The following is a 22,630-nucleotide window of genomic DNA, read 5'->3' on the forward strand; positions in this document are numbered from 1 at the left end:
GTCCTTCTTTACACCACGCCCGCGCGCAGTAAGTCATGCATATGTAACACACCCAGTAACTGCTCACCATCGGCAACCAGTACGCAGGTAATGTGACGGGATTGCATCAGGTTCAGGGCATCGACCGCCAGCGTATTGGGGCGCACGCGCACACCGCCTGGCGTCATCACATCGGCGATGCCGAGGCTGCGCACATCGGCACCCATATCAAACACCCGACGCAGGTCACCATCGGTAAAGATACCCTCGATCTTCATCAGATCGTCGCAGATCACCGTCATACCTAAATTCTTACGCGTGATCTCCAGTAACGCATCACGCAGGCTGGCCTCTTTGCTGACGTGCGGGATCTCATCCCCGGTGTGCATGATGTCATTCACACGCAGCAGCAGTTTACGGCCCAGCGCGCCGCCCGGATGGGAGAGGGCAAAATCTTCGGCGGTAAAGCCGCGCGCTTTCAGCAGCGCTACCGCCAGCGCGTCGCCCATTACCAGCGCTGCGGTGGTGCTAGAGGTCGGCGCCAGGCCCAGCGGGCAGGCCTCTTTCGGCACTTTTACGCATAAATGAATATCCGCCGCGCGCGCCATGCTGCTCTCAGGGCGGCTGGTCATGCAAATCAGCGCGACCTTGAGGCGCTTCAGCACCGGGATCAGGGCGAGGATCTCGTTGGACTCACCGGAGTTCGACAGCGCAATCACGACATCCTGCGGGCTGACCATACCCAAATCGCCGTGCGCGGCTTCACCGGGGTGGACAAAAAACGCGGGCGTGCCGGTGCTGGCAAAGGTTGCCGCCATTTTCCGGCCGATATGGCCCGATTTGCCCATGCCCATCACCACGACTTTGCCAGCACAATAAGCGATGCTTTCGCATGCGCGAGTGAAATCTTCATTAATGTACTGATCCAGCTGTGCGAGGCCTTCACGTTCAATCGCCAGAACTTCTTTGCCGGCTTGTTGAAAGTCAAAACCCGGCTGCAAATCTATTTGCGACATAGTGCGTATCCGATTATCCCGTCAAAAGCGGCGACAGCCAGTAGAGCATCGCCAGCCATATGATAAATCCACCGAACAACAGCCCCCCGATGCCACGGCCGATCTGCTTGCGTCGCCAGCAGATAAGCGCGAAAAGGGCGCTGACCAGCACCATTACCCCGTAGTCGCGTGTGAACGCCATCGGGTTAAAGCTGCCTGGCGCAATCAGTGCCGGCAAGCCAAGCACGATCGCGATATTAAAAATGTTGGAGCCGATAAGGTTGCCGATGGCGATATCGTCTTCCCCTTTGCGCGCGCCGGCGATGGCGGTGGCAAGCTCAGGAAGGCCGGTACCGATGGCGATAACCGTCAGGCCGATAGTCAGTTCGCTAATGGCGAAGAAGTTCGCCACCACGGTGGCGTTATCCACCACCATGCGCGTCGCCATCGGCATGATAATCAGCGCCACGCCCAGCCAGAGGCAGGCAACTGACACACTTCCTTCTCGCGGCAGCTCGGCCAGCTGCTCGCGCGTCAGGCTATCATTACCCTGGCGTTCGGCCAGACGGGCGATTTTAACAATGAACACCAGCCATAGCACGGCTAATAACAGTAAAAAGATGCCGTCTATGGGCGTAAGCCGCCCATCATACAGCACGACGCCCGCCAGCAGGCTAGCTACTAAGGTTAACGGCAATTCACGGCGCAGAATATCGGAATGCACGGTAAAAGGGTGTAATAGCGCAGCAACGCCGAGGATCAGCAGGATATTGGTGATGTTCGATCCGATGGCGGTGCCGATAGCGAGATCGAGCTGGCCATGCAGCGAGGCGGCAACAGAGGTGATGATTTCCGGCAACGAGGTGCCAATACTGACCACCGTCATACCAATAATTAATGGCGGAATACCGAGAGCGCGGCAAAGAATGGAGGCGGCAAACACCAGACGATCGGCACTGTAGACCACAAGAAGTAAACCAATTATCAATAGCGCCGTCGCTAAGAGCATCTAACGTCCTTTCTTCAGGTATAATTTCGCCGGTTCGCAGGCTGCTATACCGGGTTAAAACCGGAACTTACGCGTAGCGTAATGATTCCTAATTTTGACTTTATGCGGCTCAAAAGTAAAACAAATGCCAGCTTTCGCTAACCTGGGCGGGTAATATTCTGTAAAAATGCTGGGTTCGTGATGATATCAAGCGTAATGCTTGCGGCCCACAGGGTGATAAGGAAGAGGAAATGAGCCAGACAGTGGCGAATTTGGTCGATGTTCGTGGCGTCAGCTTCTCCCGAGGCAGCCGCCCGATCTTCGACAATATTTCACTGACCGTGCCGCGCGGGAAAATTACCGCGATTATGGGGCCGTCAGGGATCGGTAAAACCACCTTACTGCGCCTGATTGGCGGGCAGATCCCGCCCGATAGCGGCGAAATCTTATTTGATGGCGAAAACGTGCCGGCCATGTCGCGTTCGCGCCTCTTCACGGTGCGCAAAAGAATGAGCATGCTCTTTCAGTCCGGCGCGCTCTTCACCGATATGAATGTGTTCGATAACGTCGCCTATCCGCTGCGCGAACATACCACCTTGCCACCGGCGCTGTTGCACAGCACGGTGATGATGAAGCTCGAAGCGGTCGGCCTGCGCGGTGCGGCAAAATTAATGCCCTCCGAACTCTCTGGCGGTATGGCGCGGCGTGCAGCGCTGGCGCGTGCGATTGCGCTGGAGCCGGATCTGATCATGTTTGATGAGCCCTTTGTCGGCCAGGATCCCATTACCATGGGGGTGCTGGTAAAGCTTATCTCTGAGCTGAACAATGCGCTGGGCGTCACCTGTATCGTTGTATCCCATGATGTGCCGGAGGTGTTGAGCATCGCGGATTACGCCTATATTGTGGCGGACCGGAAAATTGTCGCCCACGGCAGCGCGCAGGGATTGCAGGAGAATAGCGATCCTCGCGTGCGTCAGTTCCTTGATGGCATTGCCGACGGGCCGGTTCCGTTCCGCTATCCTGCTGGTGATTACCAGCGCGATCTTTTAGAAACAGGGAGTTAATACACTCATGCTGTTAAATGCACTGGCTGCGCTTGGCCATCGTGGGATCAAAACGATCGCGACGTTCGGGCGTGCCGGGTTAATGCTGTTCAACGCCCTGGTTGGCAAGCCGGAGTTTCGCAAACACGCGCCGCTGCTGATTCGTCAGCTCTATAACGTCGGTGTGCTGTCGATGGTCATTATCCTCGTCTCCGGCGTCTTTATCGGCATGGTGCTGGGGCTGCAGGGCTACCTGGTGCTGACGACCTACAGCGCGGAGACGAGCCTCGGCATGCTGGTGGCGCTCTCGCTGCTACGCGAATTAGGCCCGGTTGTTGCCGCGCTGCTGTTTGCCGGACGCGCAGGCTCGGCGCTCACCGCAGAGATTGGCTTGATGCGCGCTACCGAGCAGCTCTCCAGCCTCGAGATGATGGCGGTCGATCCTTTACGTCGGGTTATTTCGCCGCGTTTTTGGGCCGGCGTCATCTCACTGCCGCTGCTGACGGTTATGTTTGTCGCAGTTGGCATCTGGGGCGGCTCGCTGGTGGGCGTTAACTGGAAAGGGATCGACAGTGGTTTCTTCTGGACTGCGATGCAGAACGCCGTCGACCTGCGAATGGATCTGGTTAACTGTCTGATTAAAAGCGTGGTCTTTGCTATCACCGTGACCTGGATTGCGCTGTTTAACGGTTACGATGCGATCCCGACTTCGGCCGGGATCAGCCGCGCGACAACACGCACCGTTGTGCACTCCTCGCTGGCCGTTCTCGGTCTGGATTTTGTGCTCACCGCATTGATGTTTGGGAATTGAGTTCATGCAAACGAAAAAAAGTGAAATTTGGGTCGGCCTGTTTCTTCTGCTGGCGTTACTGGCGGGGCTCTTTATCTGCCTGAAAGCGGCGGATGTCGCCTCGATGCGTACAGAACCGACGTACCGCGTTTATGCCACCTTTGACAATATCGGCGGCCTGAAAGCCAATTCGCCGGTGCGTATCGGCGGGGTAGTGATTGGGCGCGTATCGGATATCTCTCTCGACCCGAAAACTTACCTGCCGCGCGTAACGCTGGATATCGAAGAGCGTTACAACCAGATCCCGGATACCAGTTCGCTGGCGATCCGCACATCTGGCCTGCTGGGCGAACAATATCTGGCGTTGAACGTCGGGTTTGACGATCCCGAGATGGGAACATCTATGCTTAAGGAAGGCAGCACGATTCAGGACACCAAGTCCGCGATGGTGCTGGAAGATCTCATTGGCCAGTTCCTTTACAACAGTAAAGGCGGCGACAATAAGAATTCAGGCGATGCGGCGGCGCAAAATGAAGGGAATACTCAACCTGCGCCGTCTGCGGATCAGACGCATTAACGAGGAGAAGTTACGCAATGTTTAAACGTCTCATGATGGTTGCTCTGCTGGTCGTTGCACCGTTGAGCTCGGCTTTGGCTGTTGATCAAAGCAACCCGTACACCGCAATGCAGGGGGCGGCGAAACAGACTTTCGATCGCCTTAAAAATGAACAACCGAAAATTCGTGCAAACCCGGATTACCTGCGCGAGGTGGTCGATCAGGAGCTGCTGCCCTACGTTCAGGTAAAATATGCCGGGGCGCTGGTGCTGGGCCGTTACTACAAAGAAGCGACCCCTGCGCAGCGTGATGCCTACTTCAAGGCGTTCCGCGAATACCTGAAACAGGCATATGGTCAGGCGCTGGCGCTCTATCACGGCCAGACTTACCAGATTGCCCCGGAACAGCCGCTGGGCGATGCCACCATCGTGCCGATCCGCGTAACCATCGTCGACCCGAACGGTCGTCCGCCGGTACGCCTGGATTTCCAGTGGCGTAAAAACAGCCAGACCGGTAACTGGCAGGCTTATGACATGATCGCTGAAGGCGTAAGCATGATCACCACCAAGCAGAATGAGTGGAGCGATCTGCTGCGTACCAAAGGCATCGATGGCCTGACCGCTGAGCTGCAATCTATCTCCCGCCAGAAAATTACCCTGGATGAGAAGAAACAATGACCCAGCAGCTAAGCTGGTCGCGTGACGGCGAACGCCTGGCGCTGCTGGGCGAGCTGGATCAGGACGTGTTAAATCCTTTATGGGATGCGCGCGCAGAGGCGATGAAAGGGGTAACCATCATCGATCTGCAGGGCGTAACACGGGTTGATACCGCGGGCGTCGCGCTGCTGGTTCATCTGGTTGAGCTGGGTAAAAAGCAGGGCGCGGAAGTAACGCTGCTGGGCGTAAGTGAGAATGTGAGCACTCTCGCGGCGCTCTATAACTTGCCGCAAAGTGCCCTGCCACGCTAATTTTTTCAATACGTTACTATTTAAAGCCCCGTCCAGAGAGTGGATGGGGCTTTTTGCTTATTTAAGACCGTCGCACTTTCCTCTAAGATGTGTGACTGTTTTCACTTTTAGATGATATTTACGCCCATGGAAAATCATGAAATCCAGACCGTGCTGATGGAAGCACTCTCTCTCCAGGAAGCCCACGTCACTGGCGATGGCAGCCACTTTCAGGTTGTCGCTGTGGGTGAAGTTTTTGACGGCATGAGCCGGGTCAAGAAGCAGCAAACCATTTATGGCCCGCTGATGGAGTACATTGCGGATAACCGCATTCATGCCCTGTCGATCAAAGCGTATACGCCGCAAGAATGGGCGCGCGATCGCAAACTTAACGGCTTTTGAGCGCAGGCGGTATGACCCGCCGCGCGTGTGAATTCTTAACAGAGATCAGATAAATGGATAAGTTTCGTGTACAGGGGCCAACGCGTCTCCAGGGCGAAGTGACAATTTCAGGCGCTAAAAACGCCGCACTGCCGATTCTTTTCGCCGCGCTGCTGGCGGAAGAGCCGGTCGAAATCCGCAACGTGCCGAAACTGAAAGATATCGACACGACCATCAAGCTGCTGAGCCAGCTGGGCACCAAAATTGAGCGTAATGGCTCGGTGTGGATCGATGCCAGCAAGGTGAACGTCTTCTGTGCGCCTTACGACCTGGTGAAAACCATGCGCGCCTCGATTTGGGCGCTGGGTCCGCTGGTTGCCCGTTTCGGCCAGGGGCAGGTTTCACTCCCGGGCGGTTGCGCGATTGGCGCGCGTCCGGTCGATCTGCATATCACCGGCCTTGAGCAACTGGGCGCGGAGATTAAGCTGGAAGAGGGGTACGTTAAAGCCTCTGTCGACGGTCGCCTGAAGGGCGCGCACATTGTGATGGACAAAGTGAGCGTTGGCGCGACGGTGACAATTATGTCCGCCGCAACGCTGGCTGAAGGCACCACCATTATCGAAAACGCCGCGCGCGAGCCGGAAATCGTCGATACCGCCAACTTCCTCAATACGCTCGGTGCCAAAATTACCGGCATGGGCACTGACCGCATTACCATTGAGGGCGTAGAGCGCCTTGGCGGCGGCGTTTATCGCGTGCTGCCGGACCGTATTGAAACCGGGACTTTCCTGGTGGCAGCCGCCATCTCTGGTGGAAAAATTGTTTGCCGCAACGCCCAGCCGGATACGCTGGATGCCGTGCTGGCTAAACTGCGTGACGCGGGTGCGGATATTGAGCTGGGCGAGGACTGGATTAGCCTCGATATGCACGGTAAACGTCCGAAGGCCGTTAACGTGCGTACCGCGCCGCATCCGGGCTTCCCGACAGATATGCAGGCGCAGTTCACGCTGCTGAACCTGGTGGCCGAAGGTACTGGTGTGATCACCGAAACCATCTTCGAGAACCGCTTCATGCACATCCCTGAGCTGATTCGTATGGGCGCTCATGCAGAGATTGAGAGCAACACCGCGATTTGCCACGGCGTAGAAAAGCTCTCCGGCGCGCAGGTTATGGCGACCGATTTGCGTGCATCGGCGAGCCTCGTGCTGGCAGGCTGTATTGCGGAAGGGACCACTTTTGTCGATCGCATTTACCATATTGATCGTGGTTATGAGCGTATTGAAGATAAGCTCAGCGCGCTGGGTGCGAAGATTGAGCGTGTGAAGGGCGAATAACCTTTATGCCGTTAATAAAGGGAGCGAAAGCTCCCTTTTTTTATCTGCAACATTTTCAGGCTTCACTGCGTTTTTTCCGGATGAACTTCGTTTTATCAAGAAACGCGTGCGTGATGGGATCGTGGTAACGCGAGGGCCATATAACCCAGGGATCGGTATCCAGCGCCCGGGCAATAATCAACTCACCCTTCGGCCAGGGCCGGGTCAGTGCATTGGCGAGGGTGGATGAACTCAAGCCATTTTTTCGAGATTCAGCCGCCAGCGACGTCCCCTTCTTTCGCAGCCCGGCAATGATATCGGCTTGATGCCAGTCGGTATATTTCGTTTCCATAACATCTCCCTGATGAGAATCGGTTTCAACCATCGTTCGCCAACAACGCAGATTACTATACGCACATGGGAATATTTGTTCTAAAAAGTTCAGGGAGGTTGTTGTGTTTTCAGATTATGCCAAGGCTTGCGCCGCAAGGATTCGGCACCTGAAAATAGATGCTATTAGAGCTTATTGGAACTTTCCCGCGATAAATCGCGGGAAACAGAGAGTTTAACGATCGCGCTGAACGGCGATGTGGGCGAGGGCAATAAGGGCGTCGCGCCACTCAGAGTGAGGGAGAACCTGCAGCGCGGCGATGGCTTTATCCGCCTCTTCTTCGGCACGACGGCGCGTCCACTCCAGCGACCCGCACTGCGCCATTGCTTCCAGAACCGGTTCCAGAAGATGACGTCCGCTTCCCTGTTCAATTGCTTCGCGGATCATCTGTGCCTGCTCAGGCGTACCGTTATGCATCGCATGCAGCAGCGGCAGCGTCGGTTTGCCTTCGTTAAGATCATCGCCGGTATTTTTACCCAGCGTTTCGCCATCCGCGCTGTAATCAAGCAGATCGTCAATCAGCTGGAAGGCGGTGCCCAGGTAGCGGCCATAATCCTGCAGCCCCTTCTCCTGTGCCTCCGAACAGCCCGCCAGTAAACCAGAACACTGGGCGGCCGCTTCGAACAGGCGCGCGGTTTTGCTGTAAATCACGCGCATGTAGTTCTCTTCGGTAATGTTCGGGTCATTGACGTTCATCAATTGCAGCACTTCGCCTTCTGCAATCACGTTTACCGCTTCTGACATCACCTCCAGCACTTTCAGCGAGCCGAGGCTGGTCATCATCTGGAATGCACGGGTATAGATAAAATCCCCGACCAGTACGCTGGCGGCATTACCAAAGGCAGCGTTTGCCGTTGCCTTGCCGCGGCGCATATCTGATTCATCCACAACGTCGTCGTGGAGGAGGGTTGCTGTGTGGATAAATTCGATTAATGCAGCGATGGTGACATGCGCGTTGCCTTCATAGCCAACTGCGCGCGCCGCCAGTACAGCGATCATCGGACGTATGCGTTTGCCGCCGCCGCTTACGATGTAATAACCCAACTGGTTGATTAATTTCACATCCGAGTTGAGTTGTTGCAGAATCGTCGCGTTCACACCCGCCATATCTTGCGCGGTTAACTCATTGATTTTTTCTAAATTCATCGCAAAAGCCGGGCTTTCAGTCCTGTTTACCACATATCAAAAGTGGGATAACAAAGGGTTACGGGTTTGAATAGTATTGTCGATTGTACTGAAAAAACGCGCCAGATAAACGTTACCTTACACGTTGTGTTTTTTTTCTGCGAGGAGTGACGATCACACTTGTCAACGGCTCGCAATTTGCGTAATATTCGCGCCCTATTGTGAATATTTATAGCGCCCTCTGAATTAATCAGGATAGGTGCGCGGAAGCGGAGTTTTATATGTACGCGGTTTTCCAAAGTGGTGGTAAACAACACCGAGTAAGCGAAGGTCAGACCGTTCGCCTGGAAAAGCTGGACATCGCAACTGGTGAATCTGTTGAATTCGCTGAAGTTCTGATGATCGCAAACGGTGAAGAAGTCAAAATCGGCGTTCCTTTCGTTGATGGCGGCGTAATCAAAGCTGAAGTTGTTGCTCATGGTCGTGGCGAGAAAGTTAAAATCGTTAAGTTTCGTCGTCGTAAACACTACCGTAAGCAGCAGGGCCATCGTCAGTGGTTCACTGATGTGAAAATTACTGGCATCAGCGCCTAAGACCTGAGGAGAGATTTAAATGGCACATAAAAAGGCTGGCGGCTCAACTCGTAACGGTCGCGATTCAGAAGCTAAACGTCTGGGCGTAAAACGCTTCGGCGGTGAAGCAGTTCTGGCAGGTAGCATCATCGTTCGTCAACGTGGTACTAAATTCCACGCTGGTTCCAACGTAGGTTGCGGCCGTGACCACACTCTGTTCGCTTTGACTGACGGTAAAGTTAAGTTCGAAGTTAAAGGCCCGAAAAACCGTAAATTCATCAGCATCGTTGCTGAATAAGTTTTTCGCGTCCCGGTAACGGAAGAAAGCCCCGCAACACGTTGCGGGGCTTTTTACATTAGAAGCCCGGCAAAATTCGGGCAGGGAAGAAGCATGAAACAGCAGGCGGGCATCGGTATTCTCCTGGCGCTGACAACAGCGATGTGCTGGGGAGCGTTGCCGATTGCAATGAAGCAGGTGCTGGAAGTGATGGAGCCGCCAACGGTGGTCTTCTATCGCTTTTTAATGGCGGGCATTGGTCTCGGTCTGATCCTGACCTGGAAACGAAAACTGCCGCCACTGCGTATTTTCCGCAAGCCTCGCTGGCTGCTGCTGCTGGCAATTGCCACCGGCGGGTTGTTTGGCAACTTCATATTGTTCAGCTCTTCTCTGCAGTATGTCAGCCCGACCGCGTCGCAGGTGATTGGCCAGCTCTCGCCCGTCGGTATGATGGTCGCCAGCGTCTTTATTCTCAAAGAGAAGATGCGCATCACGCAGGTGATTGGCGCGCTGATGCTGATTAGCGGTCTGGTGATGTTTTTCAATACCAGCCTGATTGAGATCTTTACCCGGCTGACGGATTACACCTGGGGCGTTATTTTCGGCGTCGGTGCGGCGACGGTGTGGGTAAGCTACGGCGTGGCGCAAAAAGTTCTTCTGCGTCGTCTGGCCTCCCAGCAGATCCTCTTTTTGCTGTACACTTTATGTACGCTTGCGCTGCTGCCACTGGCGAAGCCCACCGTGGTGCTCCAGTTGAGCGACTGGCAACTGGCCTGTCTGGTTTTTTGCGGGCTCAACACGCTGGTTGGTTACGGCGCGCTGGCAGAAGCAATGGCGCGCTGGCAGGCGGCGCAGGTAAGCGCGTTAATTACCTTAACGCCGCTGTTTACACTGTTTTTCTCAGATTTGTTATCAATGGCCTGGCCCGATGTTTTCGCCAGACCGATGTTAAACCTTGTCGGTTATCTCGGTGCGTTTGTCGTGGTTGCGGGCGCGATGTTTTCCGCTATTGGCCATCGTCTTTTGGGACGCAGGCGTAGTCGTGAAGTGGTCGTCACTGTGCCCCGCTCAGGCGAATGAGTTACGGAGAGTAAAATGAAGTTTGTAGATGAAGCTACGATTCTGGTCGTAGCGGGTGATGGCGGTAACGGCTGCGTAAGCTTCCGCCGCGAAAAGTATATCCCGAAAGGCGGCCCTGATGGCGGCGACGGTGGCGACGGCGGTGATGTCTGGCTGGAAGCGGACGAAAACCTGAATACCCTGATCGACTACCGCTTTGAAAAATCTTTCCGCGCAGAACGTGGGCAGAACGGCCAGAGCCGTGATTGCACCGGTAAACGCGGAAAAGATATTACGGTGAAAGTACCTGTTGGTACGCGCGTGATCGACCAGGGCACTGGCGAAACCATGGGCGATATGACCAAACATGGTCAGCGCCTGATGGTCGCTAAAGGCGGCTGGCACGGTCTCGGCAACACCCGTTTTAAATCCTCGGTAAACCGTACTCCGCGTCAGAAAACGATGGGTACGCCGGGCGACAAGCGCGATCTGCAGCTGGAGCTGATGCTGCTGGCAGATGTCGGGATGCTGGGGATGCCGAATGCCGGTAAATCCACCTTTATCCGCGCGGTATCCGCCGCAAAACCAAAAGTGGCGGATTATCCGTTTACCACGCTGGTTCCGAGCCTGGGTGTTGTTCGTATGGACAATGAGAAGAGCTTCGTGGTTGCCGATATTCCTGGGCTGATTGAGGGTGCGGCTGATGGCGCTGGCCTCGGTATCCGCTTCCTGAAACACCTTGAGCGCTGCCGTGTGCTGCTGCACCTCATCGACCTCGATCCGATCGACGGTTCCGATCCGGCAGAAAACGCCCGTATCATCGTTGGCGAGCTGGAAAAATACAGCGAGAAGCTGGCTGCCAAGCCGCGCTGGCTGGTATTTAACAAGATCGACCTGATGGATAAAGACGAAGCAGAAGCGAAAGCGAAAGCGATCGCCGAAGCGCTGGGCTGGGAAGATAAGTTCTACCTGATCTCTGCTGCCAGCCAGCAGGGCGTTAAAGACCTGTGCTGGGACGTGATGACCTTTATCATCGAAAACCCGATTACGCAGGCGCAGGAAGAGCAGCAGCCGGAGAAAGTCGAGTTTATGTGGGATGATTATCATCGCCAGCAGCTCGAAGAGGCCGAAGCGACAGAAGAAGATGACGAAGAGTGGGATGACGACTGGGACGAAGACGACGAAGAGGGCGTCGAGTTCATCTACAAACGTTAATCTCTGCTTCCTCCTCGCTCAGGCGGGGAGATGAGATAAAAAAATGCCGGGTCAGCATGATGCTTCCCGGCATTTTTTATTAGTTGTTCTGATAGATATCTTTGTAGAGACGGCTTTCGAAACGCACCAGTGGAATACGACGATTACGCTGATCGGCAGGTTCAACCGCATACCCCGATAGATACTGCACAAACGCCATTCGCTGACCGCTGGCGGTGGTGATAAAGCCTGCCAGGTTGTAGACGCCCTGCAGCGAGCCTGTTTTGGCTGATACCTTGCCGTCGACGCCCGCTTCGTGCAGCCCTGCCCTGTATTGCAGCGAGCCATCATAGCCCGCCAGCGGCAGCATCGAGATGAAGTTAAGCTCGGTATCATGCTGAGCAATATATTGCAGCACCTGCATCATGGTCGCTGGTGCGAGCAGGTTATGGCGCGAGAGGCCGGAACCATCCGCAATGATGGTATTACCCAGATCGACGCCAGCCTGCTGGCGCAGGATCTGCCTCACCGCATCCGAACCCGCTCGCCAGGTGCCCGGCACGCCAAAGCGCGCATGGCCAATCATGCGAAAGACGGTATCCGCAATCATGTTGTCCGACTTCTTCAGCATGATTTTCAGCAGATCGTGTAGCGGCGCGGATTGTTTACTGGCGATAACGGTACCGGGCTGATTAACCTGCGTCTGGCGCAGCAGCGTGCCGGTATAGGTAATGCCCGCCTGGGTCAGCTCCTGCTTGAGAATAGCGCCTGCATAGCTGGCACCATCCTGCACGGCAAAGGCGAGCGGCAACGGATCGGCGCGCTGGGGCAAACAGCCTGTTAACGTGAAACGGTTGAGATCGCCCGGCACTACATCCAGTTCGCAATATTGTGCTTCCGACGATCCGCGCGCCAGGGTGCGTACCTGGCTGAACATGTTCACCGGATAGTAAGAGGCGACCCGGATGTAGGCCAAATCACCGGCGTTTTGCGCGCTATACAGCGAAATGGAGAAACAGTTGCGATCGATGATGGCGGCAGCGGGCGGGGCGCTAAAACATTGCGTCATATCGTTCCACGGCCAGCCTGGCGCTTTATCGTGACTGGCAAAGATCGAGGTATCGATCAGAACGTTGCCATCGATTTTTTGCACGCCTGATTTTTTAAGCGTTGCGACCATATTGCGAATATCCTGACGTTTTAGCGTCGGATCGCCGCCAAATCGTGCAATTAAGTCGCCTTTAAGCGTACCGCCATCGACAGAACCTTTGCTTTCCAGCGTGGTTGTAAAGCGAAAGTCCGGCCCCAGTTGTAATAATGCAGCCAGCGCGGTGATCACTTTTTGCGTGCTCGCCGGCAACGCCATCTGTTTGGCGTGGTAATCAATTTCAGGAGCCTCGGCGCCGACCTTCTGCACCATCAACGCCAAGTTGGCACCGTCCGGAAGCTGGTTGATGTACTCGTCGACATTCGCGGCCTGAACATTCAGGGCTATACTGGTGGACAATCCGATGATAAAGCTGGGAAATCGCATAATCTCGCGCTAACAAGCTGGAAACAGGCCGACATACTACGGCGCATCGACCCGGAAAGTAAACGATGACCCACGGTGAACTTCCGGTTAAAATACGTATCAAATTGAAAAATTGCGCTGACCTGGGGCTTTGTCTCCGGGTCAGTTTTCTTTTGCTCCTGCCCGGCTGTTTACGCCTGAATGCGGGGAGGTAACGCTGACGGGGTGGGGGACTACTCCTAACAGGAATGTTTAAGAGGTATAACAAATGCAAGCTATTCCGATGACCCTACGTGGTGCAGAAAAACTGCGCGAAGAGCTGGAATTTTTGAAAACCGTTCGTCGCCCTGAAATCATCGCCGCTATTGCGGACGCCCGCGAACATGGCGATCTCAAAGAGAACGCTGAATACCACGCGGCGCGTGAGCAGCAGGGCTTTTGTGAAGGCCGCATTAAAGATATCGAAGCGAAACTGTCGAATGCGCAGGTTATCGATATCTCCAAAATGCCGAAAAATGGCCGCGTCATTTTCGGTTCCACGGTGACCGTGCTGAACCTGGATAACGACGAAGAGCAAACCTACCGCATCGTTGGCGATGACGAAGCCGACTTTAAGCAGAATCTTATCTCGGTGAACTCGCCTATCGCACGCGGCCTGGTGGGGAAAGAGCAGGATGATGTGGTTGTCATTCGCACCCCTGGCGGCGAAGTGGAGTACGAAATCATCAAGGTGGAATATCTTTGATTGCAGCGTCAGCGTTAATTGTTGACGGATTGTAAAGATAAGAAAAAGGCCGCATTGCGGCCTTTTATGAACTCCTGGAGCGTGGCATTTTGCTCATCTGCTGGCGGAAACCCCTCGTTTTACACTGATTTTGTGTTCAACTCAGGATATCCTTTAGCGCGGCAGCGAAATTTTACGCTCTGCGGTCGGGCGATAAAGCACCAGCGTTTTACCGATGACCTGGACATTACAGGCACCGGTTTCGCGAACGATAGCTTCCACGATCAAGGTCTTAGTTTCTCTCTCTTCAGAGGCGATCTTCACCTTGATAAGTTCATGGTGCTCAAGCGCTTGTTCGATCTCGGCCAGTACCCCTTCGGTCAAACCATTGTTGCCAAGCATAACTACCGGCTTGAGCGGATGTGCCAGACCTTTCAGGTGCTGTTTTTGTTTAGTACTCAGATTCATCGTATATTTTGCTTACGTTGGGATTGAAAACGGGTCATTCTACCGCCATCTCCTCTGTATCGCCAAATTGCGCGTCGAAATTTCTCTGTGACGCCGATGAAACCGGATGGAAAGTTAAATGACAGGTAAAAAGCGTTCTGCCAGTTCAAGCCGCTGGCTCCAGGAACACTTTAGCGATAAATATGTTCTTCAGGCGCAGAAAAAAGGGTTACGTTCCCGTGCCTGGTTTAAACTTGATGAAATACAGCAAAGTGACAAGATTTTTAAACCGGGGATGACCGTGGTTGACCTGGGTGCTGCACCCGGTGGATGGTCGCAATATGCGGTCACACAGATTGGTGGGAACGGGCGCATTATCGCGTGCGATCTTTTACCGATGGATCCAATCGTCGGCGTAGACTTCCTTCAGGGCGATTTTCGTGATGAATTAGTTCTGAAAGCGTTACTGGAACGTGTTGGTGACAGTAAGGTTCAGGTTGTCATGTCAGATATGGCTCCTAATATGAGCGGAACGCCAGCGGTGGATATTCCCCGCTCTATGTATCTGGTAGAGCTGGCGCTGGAGATGTGCCGCGATGTGTTAGCGCCAGGCGGTAATTTTTTAGTGAAAGTGTTCCAGGGCGAAGGTTTCGATGAGTACCTTACGGAAATTCGCTCCCTGTTTACGAAGGTTAAAGTGCGTAAACCGGACTCTTCGCGTGCTCGTTCGCGCGAAGTGTATATTGTAGCGACCGGGCGAAAATGATACCCCGTTGATTTCGGCCTTCGGTTTGAATGAAACGGGATATGTTGTATCCTGCCGCTGTTTTTAACACAGTTGTAATATGAGGTTAATCCCTTGAGTGACATGGCGAAAAACCTAATACTCTGGCTGGTCATTGCCGTCGTGCTGATGTCAGTATTCCAGAGCTTTGGGCCCAGCGAGTCAAATGGCCGTAAGGTGGATTACTCTACCTTCCTGCAAGAGGTCAACCAGGACCAGGTTCGCGAAGCGCGTATCAACGGACGTGAGATCAACGTTACCAAGAAAGATAGTAACCGTTACACGACTTACATCCCGGTCGAAGATCCTAAACTGCTCGACAACCTGGTGACCAAAAACGTCAAGGTTGTGGGTGAACCACCTGAAGAACCGAGCCTGCTCGGTAACATCTTCATCTCCTGGTTCCCGATGCTGTTGCTGATTGGGGTATGGATTTTCTTCATGCGCCAGATGCAGGGCGGCGGTGGCAAAGGCGCCATGTCGTTCGGTAAGAGCAAAGCGCGCATGCTGACTGAAGATCAGATCAAAACCACTTTTGCCGACGTCGCGGGCTGCGATGAAGCTAAAGAGGAAGTAGGCGAGCTGGTTGAATATCTGCGTGAGCCGAGCCGTTTCCAGAAACTGGGCGGTAAAATCCCGAAAGGCGTCCTGATGGTCGGCCCTCCGGGTACCGGTAAAACGCTGCTGGCGAAAGCGATCGCCGGCGAAGCAAAAGTGCCGTTCTTTACGATTTCCGGTTCTGACTTTGTTGAAATGTTTGTCGGCGTGGGCGCATCCCGCGTACGCGACATGTTTGAACAAGCCAAGAAAGCCGCACCGTGCATCATCTTTATCGATGAGATTGACGCCGTAGGCCGTCAGCGTGGCGCAGGTTTAGGCGGTGGTCATGATGAACGTGAGCAGACCCTGAACCAGATGCTGGTTGAGATGGATGGTTTCGAAGGCAATGAAGGCATTATCGTTATTGCTGCGACCAACCGTCCGGACGTACTGGACCCGGCGCTGCTGCGTCCAGGTCGTTTCGACCGTCAGGTTGTCGTTGGGCTGCCGGATGTTCGCGGTCGCGAGCAGATCCTGAAAGTGCATATGCGCCGTGTGCCGCTGTCGCCGGATATTGACGCTGCGATCATCGCGCGTGGTACTCCGGGCTTCTCCGGTGCGGATCTGGCCAACCTGGTCAACGAAGCTGCGTTGTTTGCTGCGCGCGGTAACAAACGCGTTGTCTCGATGGTTGAGTTCGAAAAAGCGAAAGACAAAATCATGATGGGTGCGGAACGTCGCTCCATGGTGATGACGGAAGCGCAGAAAGAGTCCACCGCGTATCATGAAGCGGGCCATGCGATTATCGGTCGTCTGGTGCCGGAACACGATCCGGTACATAAAGTGACGATTATTCCGCGCGGTCGTGCGCTGGGCGTAACCTTCTTCCTGCCGGAAGGGGATGCGATTAGCGCCAGCCGTCAAAAGCTGGAGAGCCAGATCTCTACGCTCTACGGCGGTCGTCTTGCAGAAGAGATCATCTACGGTGTTGAGCATGTTTCTACCGGTGCGTCGAACGACATTAAAGTCGCGACCAACCTGGCACGCAACATGGTGACGCAGTGGGGCTTCTCGGACAAACTGGGTCCGCTGCTTTACGCCGAAGAAGAGGGCGAAGTGTTCCTCGGACGTTCCGTCGCGAAAGCGAAACATATGTCTGATGAAACTGCGCGCATTATCGACCAGGAAGTGAAGGCGCTGATTGAACGTAACTACAATCGCGCACGCCAGATCCTGAATGAGAACATGGATATTCTCCATGCGATGAAAGATGCTCTGATGAAATATGAGACCATCGACGCACCGCAGATTGATGACCTGATGTCTCGTCGTGATGTACGTCCGCCAGCGGGCTGGGAAGATCCAGGCGCGAATAACTCTGACAATAACGGTACCCCGCGCGCGCCGCGTCCGGTTGATGAACCGCGTACGCCGAACCCGGGCAACACCATGTCAGAGCAGTTTGGCGACAAATAAGCTTTCTGCAGTTGATGAACTGTGTGTAATGAAACCCTGGGGCCTGCTCCGGGGTTTTTCTTTTTTGTTCAACCGTAATACCTTCAGGGACTTCAGTCATGAAACTTCATGCCCAGGGCTCCACACTTGAGCTGTCTCATCCCCACGTGATGGGGATCCTCAACGTCACGCCGGACTCCTTTTCTGATGGCGGCAGCCACAACACGCTGATTGAGGCGGTCAAACATGCCAACCTGATGATTAACGCAGGGGCGACCATTGTGGATATCGGTGGTGAATCTACGCGACCTGGTGCCGCGGAAGTGAGCGTTGAAGAGGAACTGGCGCGCGTTATCCCGGTTGTGGAAGCGATAGCGCAGCGTTTTGAAGTGTGGATCTCGGTTGATACCTCAAAGCCTGAAGTGATCCGTGAAGCCGCGCGGGCAGGCGCGCACATCATCAATGATATTCGCTCTTTAACGGAGCCTGGCGCGCTTGAAGCGGCGGCACAAACCGGCCTGCCTGTCTGCCTGATGCATATGCAGGGTCAACCGAAGACGATGCAGGAAGCGCCAAAGTATGATGACGTCTTTGCCGACGTAAACCGCTTTTTTGTGGAGAATATTGCGCGCTGCGAACGTGCGGGGATCGCAAAAGAAAAATTGTTGCTCGACCCTGGGTTCGGTTTCGGTAAGAATCTCTCCCACAATTATGCGCTGCTTGCCCGATTAGGCGAGTTTCACCACTTCGGTTTGCCGTTGTTGGCAGGAATGTCGCGTAAGACGATGATCGGCCAGTTATTGAATGTCGGGCCCACAGAGCGGTTAAGCGGCAGTCTGGCATGTGCAGTGATTGCTGCGATGCAGGGTGCGCAGATTATTCGTGTCCATGACGTAAAAGAAACGGTAGAAGCTATGCGGGTGGTGGAAGCCACACTGTCAGCGAGGGAAAACAAACGCTATGAGTAATCGTAAATATTTTGGCACTGATGGCATTCGTGGCCGTGTTGGCGACGCACCTATCACCCCGGATTTCGTTCTGAAACTGGGCTGGGCGGCAGGCAAGGTGCTGGCGCGTCACGGCTCACGTAAAATTATTATCGGCAAAGATACCCGCATCTCGGGCTATATGCTGGAATCGGCACTGGAAGCCGGGCTGGCTGCCGCTGGCCTTTCTGCTTCCTTTACCGGTCCGATGCCGACCCCTGCTGTCGCTTACCTGACACGTACTTTCCGCGCGGAAGCGGGGATTGTGATTTCTGCTTCCCATAACCCGTTCTATGACAACGGGATCAAGTTCTTCTCCATTGACGGTACTAAGCTGCCGGACGCGGTTGAAGAGGCGATTGAAGCGGAGATGGAGAAAGAGCTGACCTGCGTTGACTCTGCCGAATTGGGTAAAGCCAGCCGTATCGTCGATGCCGCTGGCCGTTATATTGAGTTCTGCAAAGCGACCTTCCCGAATGAGCTAAGCCTCAACAGCCTGAAAATTGTGGTGGATTGTGCCAATGGCGCGACATACCACATCGCCCCGAATGTCTTCCGCGAGCTGGGTGCTAAAGTCATTGCGATTGGCTGCGATCCGGATGGCGTCAACATCAATGAAAAATGTGGTGCGACGGATGTGAAAGCGCTGCAAGATCGTGTTCTGGCAGAGAAGGCGGATCTGGGCATCGCTTTTGACGGCGATGGCGATCGCGTGATCATGGTTGACCACGAAGGTAATAAAGTCGATGGCGACCAGATTATGTATATCATCGCGCGTGAAGGCCTGCGTCAGGGGCAGTTGCGCGGTGGTGCGGTCGGCACGCTGATGAGCAATATGGGGCTCGAACTGGCGCTTAAGCAACTGGGCATTCCCTTTGCGCGCGCGAAAGTGGGCGACCGTTACGTGCTGGAAAAAATGCAGGAGAAAGGTTGGCGCATCGGTGCGGAAAACTCAGGCCATGTGATCCTGCTGGATAAAACCACCACTGGCGACGGAATTGTTGCCGGGTTGCAGGTTGTCGCGGCGATGGTGCGTAACCATATGACGCTGCACGATCTCTGCAGCGGCATGAAAATGTTCCCGCAGGTTCTGGTAAATGTCCGCTTTACCGCTGGTAATGGCGATCCGCTGGAAGATGAGAACGTTAAAACCGTGATGGCAGAGGTTGAAGCGACGCTGGGGAACCGTGGTCGCGTGCTGTTGCGTAAGTCTGGCACTGAGCCATTGATCCGCGTGATGGTTGAGGGCGAAGATGAAGCGCAGGTTACCGCGCTGGCTAATCGCATCGCCGATGCCGTTAAAGCGGTTTAACGATTCGGTAAGTGGCTAAAAAGGCAGCTTTTGCTGCCTCTTTCTTCGCCATGTTGCGCGCTTTTGCTGTTTTTTTCCGCACTTGATAAAAAGCGTCGAAATTGCCCTTGCGCAGGTCAGTCGCTTTAGTTAGTATTCACACCCGCTTCAGTGGGAAAGCATGAAACATCCCGCGTTATTGGTTTGAAGCATTGGCTGCGGCAACCCCGCAAGGAACAGGTTGATTATGTACGAAGCTCTTTTAGTAGTTTTCCTTATTGTGGCTCTGGCTCTTGTAGCTCTGATTATGCTGCAGCAAGGTAAAGGCGCTGACATGGGAGCCTCCTTTGGCGCTGGCGCGTCCGGTACGCTGTTCGGTTCAAGTGGTTCTGGTAACTTCATGACTCGTGCAACTGCTGTGCTGGCAACACTGTTCTTTATTATTAGCCTTGTGCTGGGCAACATTAACAGCAATAAAACCAATAAGGGAAGCGAGTGGGAAAATCTGAGCGCACCGGCGAAGAGTGAACAGACTCAGCCAGCAGCGCCGGCGAAGCCGACCAGCGATATCCCACAGTAAGTTGTGAAGAAGTAAGTCGTGCCGAGGTGGTGGAATTGGTAGACACGCTACCTTGAGGTGGTAGTGCCCAATAGGGCTTACGGGTTCAAGTCCCGTCCTCGGTACCAATATTCCGAAAGAAAGACATCGAAAGATGTCTTTTTTTTCGTCTGTAGTTTGTATGCCTGACGTTTGTGGCAGTTCAACCGGTAATAAAAAAGCGCCCGCAGGCGCTTTTTGCATTTCAGTGGCGGCGATTATTTCTTATCGCTGTGCTCCAGATTTTCCACCTGCGGCAGGCCATTACCTGCCGTGGTGGAGATCAGGCCAGTCTGTACATAGTTGAACAGCTTGGCGCGGGTATCGGTAATGTCGAGGTTACGCATCGTCAGCTGACCAATACGATCGTCCGGAGAGAATACCGAGTCGCCTTTCTCCATGGTCAGACGCTCTGCCTGGTAGGTCAGATTGTCGGAAACCGTATTGAGGATTGAGTAGTCATTCCCGCGACGCAGCTCGAGCGTCACTTCGCCAGTAATGGCGCTTGCCACCCAACGTTGCAGAGCATCACGCAGCATCAGCGCTTGCGGATCGAACCAGCGGCCCTGATAGAGCAGGCGTCCCAGCTGACGGCCGTGCGCATGATACTGCTCAATGGTGTCTTCGTTATGAATGCCGGTCAGCAGACGTTCATAGGCGATATGCAGCAGCGCCATCCCCGGGGCTTCATAGATACCGCGGCTTTTCGCTTCAATGATACGGTTTTCGATCTGATCGCTCATGCCCAGACCGTGACGGCCACCAATACGGTTGGCTTCCATCATCAGTTCGACATCGTCGCTGAAGGTTTTGCCGTTCAGCGCAACAGGATGGCCCTGTTCAAAACGTACGGTAACTTCCTCGGCCGGGATCTTCACACTCTCATCCCAGAACTTCACGCCCATAATCGGGTTAACGATTTTTACGCTGGAGTTGAGAAATTCGAGATCCTTCGCTTCGTGGGTGGCACCCAGCATATTGGAGTCCGTCGAGTAGGCTTTTTCGGCCGACATTTTGTAGTCGAAGCCCGACGCGGTCATGAATTCGGACATTTCCTGACGGCCGCCCAGCTCGTCGATAAAGTCAGTATCGAGCCACGGTTTATAGATCTTCAGCTCGGCATTGGTCAGCAGGCCGTAACGATAGAAACGTTCGATATCGTTGCCTTTATAAGTGCTGCCGTCACCCCAGATGTTGACGCCATCCTCTTTCATTGCCGCAACCAGCATGGTGCCGGTTACCGCACGACCGAGTGGGGTGGTATTGAAATAGGTTAAACCGCCGGTGGTGTTGTGGAACGCACCGCACTGAATAGCCGCGATGCCTTCAGCGACCAGCTGTTTACGACAATCGATCAGGCGAGCATTTTCCGCACCGTACTCTTTCGCGCGACGCGGGATCGCCTCATAGTCATCCTCGTCAGGCTGGCCCAGGTTAGCAGTATATGCATAAGGAACTGCGCCTTTCTGACGCATCCACAGCAGCGCTGCGCTGGTGTCCAGACCGCCTGAAAAAGCAATACCAATACGTTGACCTGCGGGAAGATGCTTGAGAATCGTTGTCATAAAAAAATCCCTGCTTGATAGACTGATGGTGAGAGACTTAACAGCCACGCCACGCTATTTACACCACTCATTCTTACTTCTTTAGTGAATGGTTATGCAAAATAAATGAGTTTTCATTTAATCATCTTTTGGCGCGCACCGGAAGAGAGAAGCGCAATTTTCATTGTATAACTGAAAGAAAAAGCGCCTTCTGTGCATAAAAACTCTCTTAATAATATGTAACAACGGCGGAGCACGTGATGCTATAGATGAGCGGTTGACACAACGCGATGTTTTTCAATATACTGCAAGCCGGTTTTACGTCCCGTCTTCGGTACCAAATCCCAGCATTATTTGCAAGTTGACGCTCAATCGAGTAAAATTTGCCACGTTTCAGGCGCGGGGTGGAGCAGCCTGGTAGCTCGTCGGGCTCATAACCCGAAGGTCGTCGGTTCAAATCCGGCCCCCGCAACCACTTTCCCTTAGTGTTCTTTTTCAAATATACTGTGAAGACTTAACGCCTTCTTTAGCGGGATTTGAAAAGAGTTCTTCCGGAAGGTTATCCAGGCCGCAGTTGCGGCTATAGGGTTCAGTTATTTAAAGCCCCGATTTATCGGGGTTTTTTGTTATCTGAGTACGAAATAACTGGGCTATATGCCCTTTTTTTATGTCTTGGGGGTGGACTTGTCCACATTAGAGCAAAAATTAACAGAGATGATTACGGCGCCGGTTGAAGCACTGGGCTACGAACTGGTCGGTATCGAATTCGTGCGTGGTCGCACATCTACACTGCGCATCTATATTGATAGTGAAGATGGCATCAATGTTGATGATTGCGCTGATGTCAGCCACCAGGTCAGTGCGGTACTGGATGTCGAAGATCCCATTACCGTAGCGTATAACCTGGAAGTTTCCTCACCAGGTCTTGAGCGACCTTTGTTTACGGCTGAGCACTACGCGCGCTTTAAGGGCGACGAAGTTTCGCTGGTGCTACGGATGGCGGTGCAGAACCGTCGTAAGTGGCAGGGCATCATTAAAGATGTCGATGGCGAAATGATCACCGTTACGGTCGAAGGTAAAGATGAAGTGTTCGCCTTGAGCAATATTCAAAAAGCGAACCTGGTCCCCCACTTTTAACA

The 22,630-nt window shown here is 53.9% G+C and carries 25 protein-coding genes and 2 tRNA genes; 20 read left to right on the forward strand and 7 right to left on the reverse strand.

Features of this window, described 5'->3' with window-relative positions; all coding sequences use genetic code 11:
• Positions 1 to 8 precede the first annotated feature (8 nt).
• Entirely contained in the window at positions 9 to 995 is a 987-nt protein-coding gene (gene kdsD / locus N7V53_RS19315) for an arabinose-5-phosphate isomerase KdsD (protein WP_023481006.1), read from the reverse strand.
• 13 nt (positions 996 to 1,008) lie between these two features.
• Complete coding sequence (locus tag N7V53_RS19320; protein ID WP_279794546.1) at positions 1,009 to 1,983, reverse strand: calcium/sodium antiporter; 975 nt, start codon at positions 1,981 to 1,983, stop codon at positions 1,009 to 1,011.
• Positions 1,984 to 2,213: 230 nt separating this feature from the next.
• Between N7V53_RS19320 and mlaF the strand changes: the two genes are divergently transcribed.
• From mlaF to murA, 7 genes are all read left to right on the forward strand, one after another.
• Positions 2,214 to 3,026, forward strand: coding sequence for a phospholipid ABC transporter ATP-binding protein MlaF (mlaF, locus tag N7V53_RS19325; protein ID WP_023481012.1), 813 nt, complete (start codon positions 2,214 to 2,216; stop codon positions 3,024 to 3,026).
• Positions 3,027 to 3,033: 7 nt separating this feature from the next.
• The gene (gene mlaE / locus N7V53_RS19330; RefSeq protein WP_023480856.1) at positions 3,034 to 3,816 is read left to right on the forward strand and encodes a lipid asymmetry maintenance ABC transporter permease subunit MlaE; all 783 of its coding nucleotides are present in this window, start codon (positions 3,034 to 3,036) and stop codon (positions 3,814 to 3,816) included.
• Between the two features lie 4 nt (positions 3,817 to 3,820).
• On the forward strand, positions 3,821 to 4,372 hold the full coding sequence (gene mlaD, locus N7V53_RS19335) for an outer membrane lipid asymmetry maintenance protein MlaD (RefSeq protein ID WP_023480973.1): 552 nt from the start codon (positions 3,821 to 3,823) through the stop codon (positions 4,370 to 4,372).
• Positions 4,373 to 4,389: 17 nt separating this feature from the next.
• Entirely contained in the window at positions 4,390 to 5,028 is a 639-nt protein-coding gene (mlaC, locus tag N7V53_RS19340) for a phospholipid-binding protein MlaC (protein WP_023481036.1), read from the forward strand.
• Entirely contained in the window at positions 5,025 to 5,318 is a 294-nt protein-coding gene (mlaB, locus tag N7V53_RS19345) for a lipid asymmetry maintenance protein MlaB (RefSeq protein ID WP_023480865.1), read from the forward strand. Before mlaC ends, mlaB begins: the two co-directional genes overlap by 4 nt.
• 126 nt (positions 5,319 to 5,444) lie before the next feature.
• On the forward strand, positions 5,445 to 5,699 hold the full coding sequence (ibaG, locus tag N7V53_RS19350; RefSeq protein ID WP_023480818.1) for a BolA family iron metabolism protein IbaG: 255 nt from the start codon (positions 5,445 to 5,447) through the stop codon (positions 5,697 to 5,699).
• 53 nt (positions 5,700 to 5,752) lie between these two features.
• On the forward strand, positions 5,753 to 7,012 hold the full coding sequence (murA, locus tag N7V53_RS19355) for a UDP-N-acetylglucosamine 1-carboxyvinyltransferase (protein WP_270221581.1): 1,260 nt from the start codon (positions 5,753 to 5,755) through the stop codon (positions 7,010 to 7,012).
• Between the two features lie 55 nt (positions 7,013 to 7,067).
• Here the strand turns inward: murA and sfsB are convergent, their stop codons facing one another.
• Both sfsB and ispB read right to left on the reverse strand, forming a co-directional pair.
• Positions 7,068 to 7,343 carry a DNA-binding transcriptional regulator SfsB gene (gene sfsB, locus N7V53_RS19360; RefSeq protein WP_023481038.1) on the reverse strand — a complete coding sequence of 92 codons (276 nt, stop codon included), beginning with the start codon at positions 7,341 to 7,343 and terminating at the stop codon, positions 7,068 to 7,070.
• A 213-nt stretch (positions 7,344 to 7,556) separates the two neighbouring features.
• Positions 7,557 to 8,528, reverse strand: coding sequence for an octaprenyl diphosphate synthase (ispB, locus tag N7V53_RS19365; RefSeq protein WP_023481026.1), 972 nt, complete (start codon positions 8,526 to 8,528; stop codon positions 7,557 to 7,559).
• A 260-nt stretch (positions 8,529 to 8,788) separates the two neighbouring features.
• On the opposite strand from ispB, the gene rplU reads away from it, so the two are divergent.
• The 4 genes from rplU to cgtA all read left to right on the forward strand — a co-directional run bounded on the left by rplU (position 8,789) and on the right by cgtA (position 11,630).
• On the forward strand, positions 8,789 to 9,100 hold the full coding sequence (gene rplU / locus N7V53_RS19370) for a 50S ribosomal protein L21 (RefSeq protein WP_003025032.1): 312 nt from the start codon (positions 8,789 to 8,791) through the stop codon (positions 9,098 to 9,100).
• Between the two features lie 19 nt (positions 9,101 to 9,119).
• Entirely contained in the window at positions 9,120 to 9,377 is a 258-nt protein-coding gene (gene rpmA / locus N7V53_RS19375; protein ID WP_017457338.1) for a 50S ribosomal protein L27, read from the forward strand.
• A gap of 93 nt (positions 9,378 to 9,470) precedes the next feature.
• Positions 9,471 to 10,436 carry a DMT family transporter gene (locus N7V53_RS19380; protein ID WP_279794550.1) on the forward strand — a complete coding sequence of 322 codons (966 nt, stop codon included), beginning with the start codon at positions 9,471 to 9,473 and terminating at the stop codon, positions 10,434 to 10,436.
• 15 nt (positions 10,437 to 10,451) lie between these two features.
• Positions 10,452 to 11,630 (forward strand): Obg family GTPase CgtA, encoded by a 1,179-nt coding sequence (gene cgtA, locus N7V53_RS19385; RefSeq protein WP_279794552.1) that lies wholly within the window; start codon positions 10,452 to 10,454, stop codon positions 11,628 to 11,630.
• A 79-nt stretch (positions 11,631 to 11,709) separates the two neighbouring features.
• Here cgtA and dacB read toward each other — a convergent pair whose 3' ends face one another.
• Positions 11,710 to 13,143: a serine-type D-Ala-D-Ala carboxypeptidase gene (dacB, locus tag N7V53_RS19390; RefSeq protein WP_279794553.1), complete on the reverse strand. Its 1,434-nt coding sequence runs from the start codon at positions 13,141 to 13,143 to the stop codon at positions 11,710 to 11,712.
• A gap of 247 nt (positions 13,144 to 13,390) precedes the next feature.
• On the opposite strand from dacB, the gene greA reads away from it, so the two are divergent.
• Positions 13,391 to 13,867, forward strand: coding sequence for a transcription elongation factor GreA (gene greA, locus N7V53_RS19395; RefSeq protein WP_023480955.1), 477 nt, complete (start codon positions 13,391 to 13,393; stop codon positions 13,865 to 13,867).
• Positions 13,868 to 14,020: 153 nt separating this feature from the next.
• Here the strand turns inward: greA and yhbY are convergent, their stop codons facing one another.
• Positions 14,021 to 14,314 (reverse strand): ribosome assembly RNA-binding protein YhbY, encoded by a 294-nt coding sequence (gene yhbY / locus N7V53_RS19400; protein ID WP_023480872.1) that lies wholly within the window; start codon positions 14,312 to 14,314, stop codon positions 14,021 to 14,023.
• Between the two features lie 118 nt (positions 14,315 to 14,432).
• On the opposite strand from yhbY, the gene rlmE reads away from it, so the two are divergent.
• The 6 genes from rlmE (at position 14,433) to N7V53_RS19430 (ending at position 20,036) form a co-directional block, all read left to right on the forward strand.
• Positions 14,433 to 15,059, forward strand: a complete 627-nt coding sequence (rlmE, locus tag N7V53_RS19405) for a 23S rRNA (uridine(2552)-2'-O)-methyltransferase RlmE (RefSeq protein WP_094422249.1) — start codon at positions 14,433 to 14,435, stop codon at positions 15,057 to 15,059.
• A 102-nt stretch (positions 15,060 to 15,161) separates the two neighbouring features.
• On the forward strand, positions 15,162 to 17,093 hold the full coding sequence (gene ftsH / locus N7V53_RS19410; RefSeq protein ID WP_023480969.1) for an ATP-dependent zinc metalloprotease FtsH: 1,932 nt from the start codon (positions 15,162 to 15,164) through the stop codon (positions 17,091 to 17,093).
• 98 nt (positions 17,094 to 17,191) lie between these two features.
• Positions 17,192 to 18,040: a dihydropteroate synthase gene (gene folP / locus N7V53_RS19415; protein WP_279794556.1), complete on the forward strand. Its 849-nt coding sequence runs from the start codon at positions 17,192 to 17,194 to the stop codon at positions 18,038 to 18,040.
• On the forward strand, positions 18,033 to 19,370 hold the full coding sequence (gene glmM / locus N7V53_RS19420; protein WP_279794558.1) for a phosphoglucosamine mutase: 1,338 nt from the start codon (positions 18,033 to 18,035) through the stop codon (positions 19,368 to 19,370). Before folP ends, glmM begins: the two co-directional genes overlap by 8 nt.
• Positions 19,371 to 19,596: 226 nt before the next feature.
• Positions 19,597 to 19,929 carry a preprotein translocase subunit SecG gene (gene secG / locus N7V53_RS19425; protein ID WP_054802976.1) on the forward strand — a complete coding sequence of 111 codons (333 nt, stop codon included), beginning with the start codon at positions 19,597 to 19,599 and terminating at the stop codon, positions 19,927 to 19,929.
• A gap of 20 nt (positions 19,930 to 19,949) precedes the next feature.
• Positions 19,950 to 20,036 (forward strand) — tRNA-Leu (locus N7V53_RS19430).
• 129 nt (positions 20,037 to 20,165) lie between these two features.
• On the opposite strand, the gene argG is transcribed toward N7V53_RS19430, so the two are convergent.
• Positions 20,166 to 21,512, reverse strand: coding sequence for an argininosuccinate synthase (argG, locus tag N7V53_RS19435; RefSeq protein WP_023481007.1), 1,347 nt, complete (start codon positions 21,510 to 21,512; stop codon positions 20,166 to 20,168).
• Positions 21,513 to 21,889: 377 nt separating this feature from the next.
• Here argG and N7V53_RS19440 point away from each other — a divergent pair.
• Both N7V53_RS19440 and rimP read left to right on the forward strand, forming a co-directional pair.
• Positions 21,890 to 21,966, forward strand: a tRNA-Met gene (locus N7V53_RS19440).
• A 209-nt stretch (positions 21,967 to 22,175) separates the two neighbouring features.
• Complete coding sequence (rimP, locus tag N7V53_RS19445) at positions 22,176 to 22,628, forward strand: ribosome maturation factor RimP (RefSeq protein ID WP_017457352.1); 453 nt, start codon at positions 22,176 to 22,178, stop codon at positions 22,626 to 22,628.
• The last annotated feature ends 2 nt before the right edge of the window (positions 22,629 to 22,630 follow it).

Origin of the sequence: Kosakonia sp. HypNH10 (assembly GCF_029850615.1) — a bacterium.
Classification (GTDB): domain Bacteria; phylum Pseudomonadota; class Gammaproteobacteria; order Enterobacterales; family Enterobacteriaceae; genus Kosakonia; species Kosakonia cowanii.

Excerpts from the sequence above, each read along its gene's own strand:
- kdsD (WP_023481006.1), bottom strand. The coding sequence starts at position 995 with ATGTCGCAAATAGATTTGCAGCCGGGTTTTGACTTTCAACAAGCCGGC.
- yhbY (WP_023480872.1), bottom strand. The coding sequence starts at position 14,314 with ATGAATCTGAGTACTAAACAAAAACAGCACCTGAAAGGTCTGGCACAT.
- ftsH (WP_023480969.1), top strand. The coding sequence starts at position 15,162 with ATGGCGAAAAACCTAATACTCTGGCTGGTCATTGCCGTCGTGCTGATG.
- mlaB (WP_023480865.1), top strand. The coding sequence starts at position 5,025 with ATGACCCAGCAGCTAAGCTGGTCGCGTGACGGCGAACGCCTGGCGCTG.
- murA (WP_270221581.1), top strand. The coding sequence starts at position 5,753 with ATGGATAAGTTTCGTGTACAGGGGCCAACGCGTCTCCAGGGCGAAGTG.
- argG (WP_023481007.1), bottom strand. The coding sequence starts at position 21,512 with ATGACAACGATTCTCAAGCATCTTCCCGCAGGTCAACGTATTGGTATT.
- cgtA (WP_279794552.1), top strand. The coding sequence starts at position 10,452 with ATGAAGTTTGTAGATGAAGCTACGATTCTGGTCGTAGCGGGTGATGGC.
- secG (WP_054802976.1), top strand. The coding sequence starts at position 19,597 with ATGTACGAAGCTCTTTTAGTAGTTTTCCTTATTGTGGCTCTGGCTCTT.
- dacB (WP_279794553.1), bottom strand. The coding sequence starts at position 13,143 with ATGCGATTTCCCAGCTTTATCATCGGATTGTCCACCAGTATAGCCCTG.
- glmM (WP_279794558.1), top strand. The coding sequence starts at position 18,033 with ATGAGTAATCGTAAATATTTTGGCACTGATGGCATTCGTGGCCGTGTT.
- mlaE (WP_023480856.1), top strand. The coding sequence starts at position 3,034 with ATGCTGTTAAATGCACTGGCTGCGCTTGGCCATCGTGGGATCAAAACG.
- ibaG (WP_023480818.1), top strand. The coding sequence starts at position 5,445 with ATGGAAAATCATGAAATCCAGACCGTGCTGATGGAAGCACTCTCTCTC.
- N7V53_RS19380 (WP_279794550.1), top strand. The coding sequence starts at position 9,471 with ATGAAACAGCAGGCGGGCATCGGTATTCTCCTGGCGCTGACAACAGCG.
- rplU (WP_003025032.1), top strand. The coding sequence starts at position 8,789 with ATGTACGCGGTTTTCCAAAGTGGTGGTAAACAACACCGAGTAAGCGAA.
- N7V53_RS19320 (WP_279794546.1), bottom strand. The coding sequence starts at position 1,983 with ATGCTCTTAGCGACGGCGCTATTGATAATTGGTTTACTTCTTGTGGTC.
- rpmA (WP_017457338.1), top strand. The coding sequence starts at position 9,120 with ATGGCACATAAAAAGGCTGGCGGCTCAACTCGTAACGGTCGCGATTCA.
- mlaC (WP_023481036.1), top strand. The coding sequence starts at position 4,390 with ATGTTTAAACGTCTCATGATGGTTGCTCTGCTGGTCGTTGCACCGTTG.
- mlaF (WP_023481012.1), top strand. The coding sequence starts at position 2,214 with ATGAGCCAGACAGTGGCGAATTTGGTCGATGTTCGTGGCGTCAGCTTC.
- rlmE (WP_094422249.1), top strand. The coding sequence starts at position 14,433 with ATGACAGGTAAAAAGCGTTCTGCCAGTTCAAGCCGCTGGCTCCAGGAA.
- folP (WP_279794556.1), top strand. The coding sequence starts at position 17,192 with ATGAAACTTCATGCCCAGGGCTCCACACTTGAGCTGTCTCATCCCCAC.
- sfsB (WP_023481038.1), bottom strand. The coding sequence starts at position 7,343 with ATGGAAACGAAATATACCGACTGGCATCAAGCCGATATCATTGCCGGG.
- greA (WP_023480955.1), top strand. The coding sequence starts at position 13,391 with ATGCAAGCTATTCCGATGACCCTACGTGGTGCAGAAAAACTGCGCGAA.
- ispB (WP_023481026.1), bottom strand. The coding sequence starts at position 8,528 with ATGAATTTAGAAAAAATCAATGAGTTAACCGCGCAAGATATGGCGGGT.
- mlaD (WP_023480973.1), top strand. The coding sequence starts at position 3,821 with ATGCAAACGAAAAAAAGTGAAATTTGGGTCGGCCTGTTTCTTCTGCTG.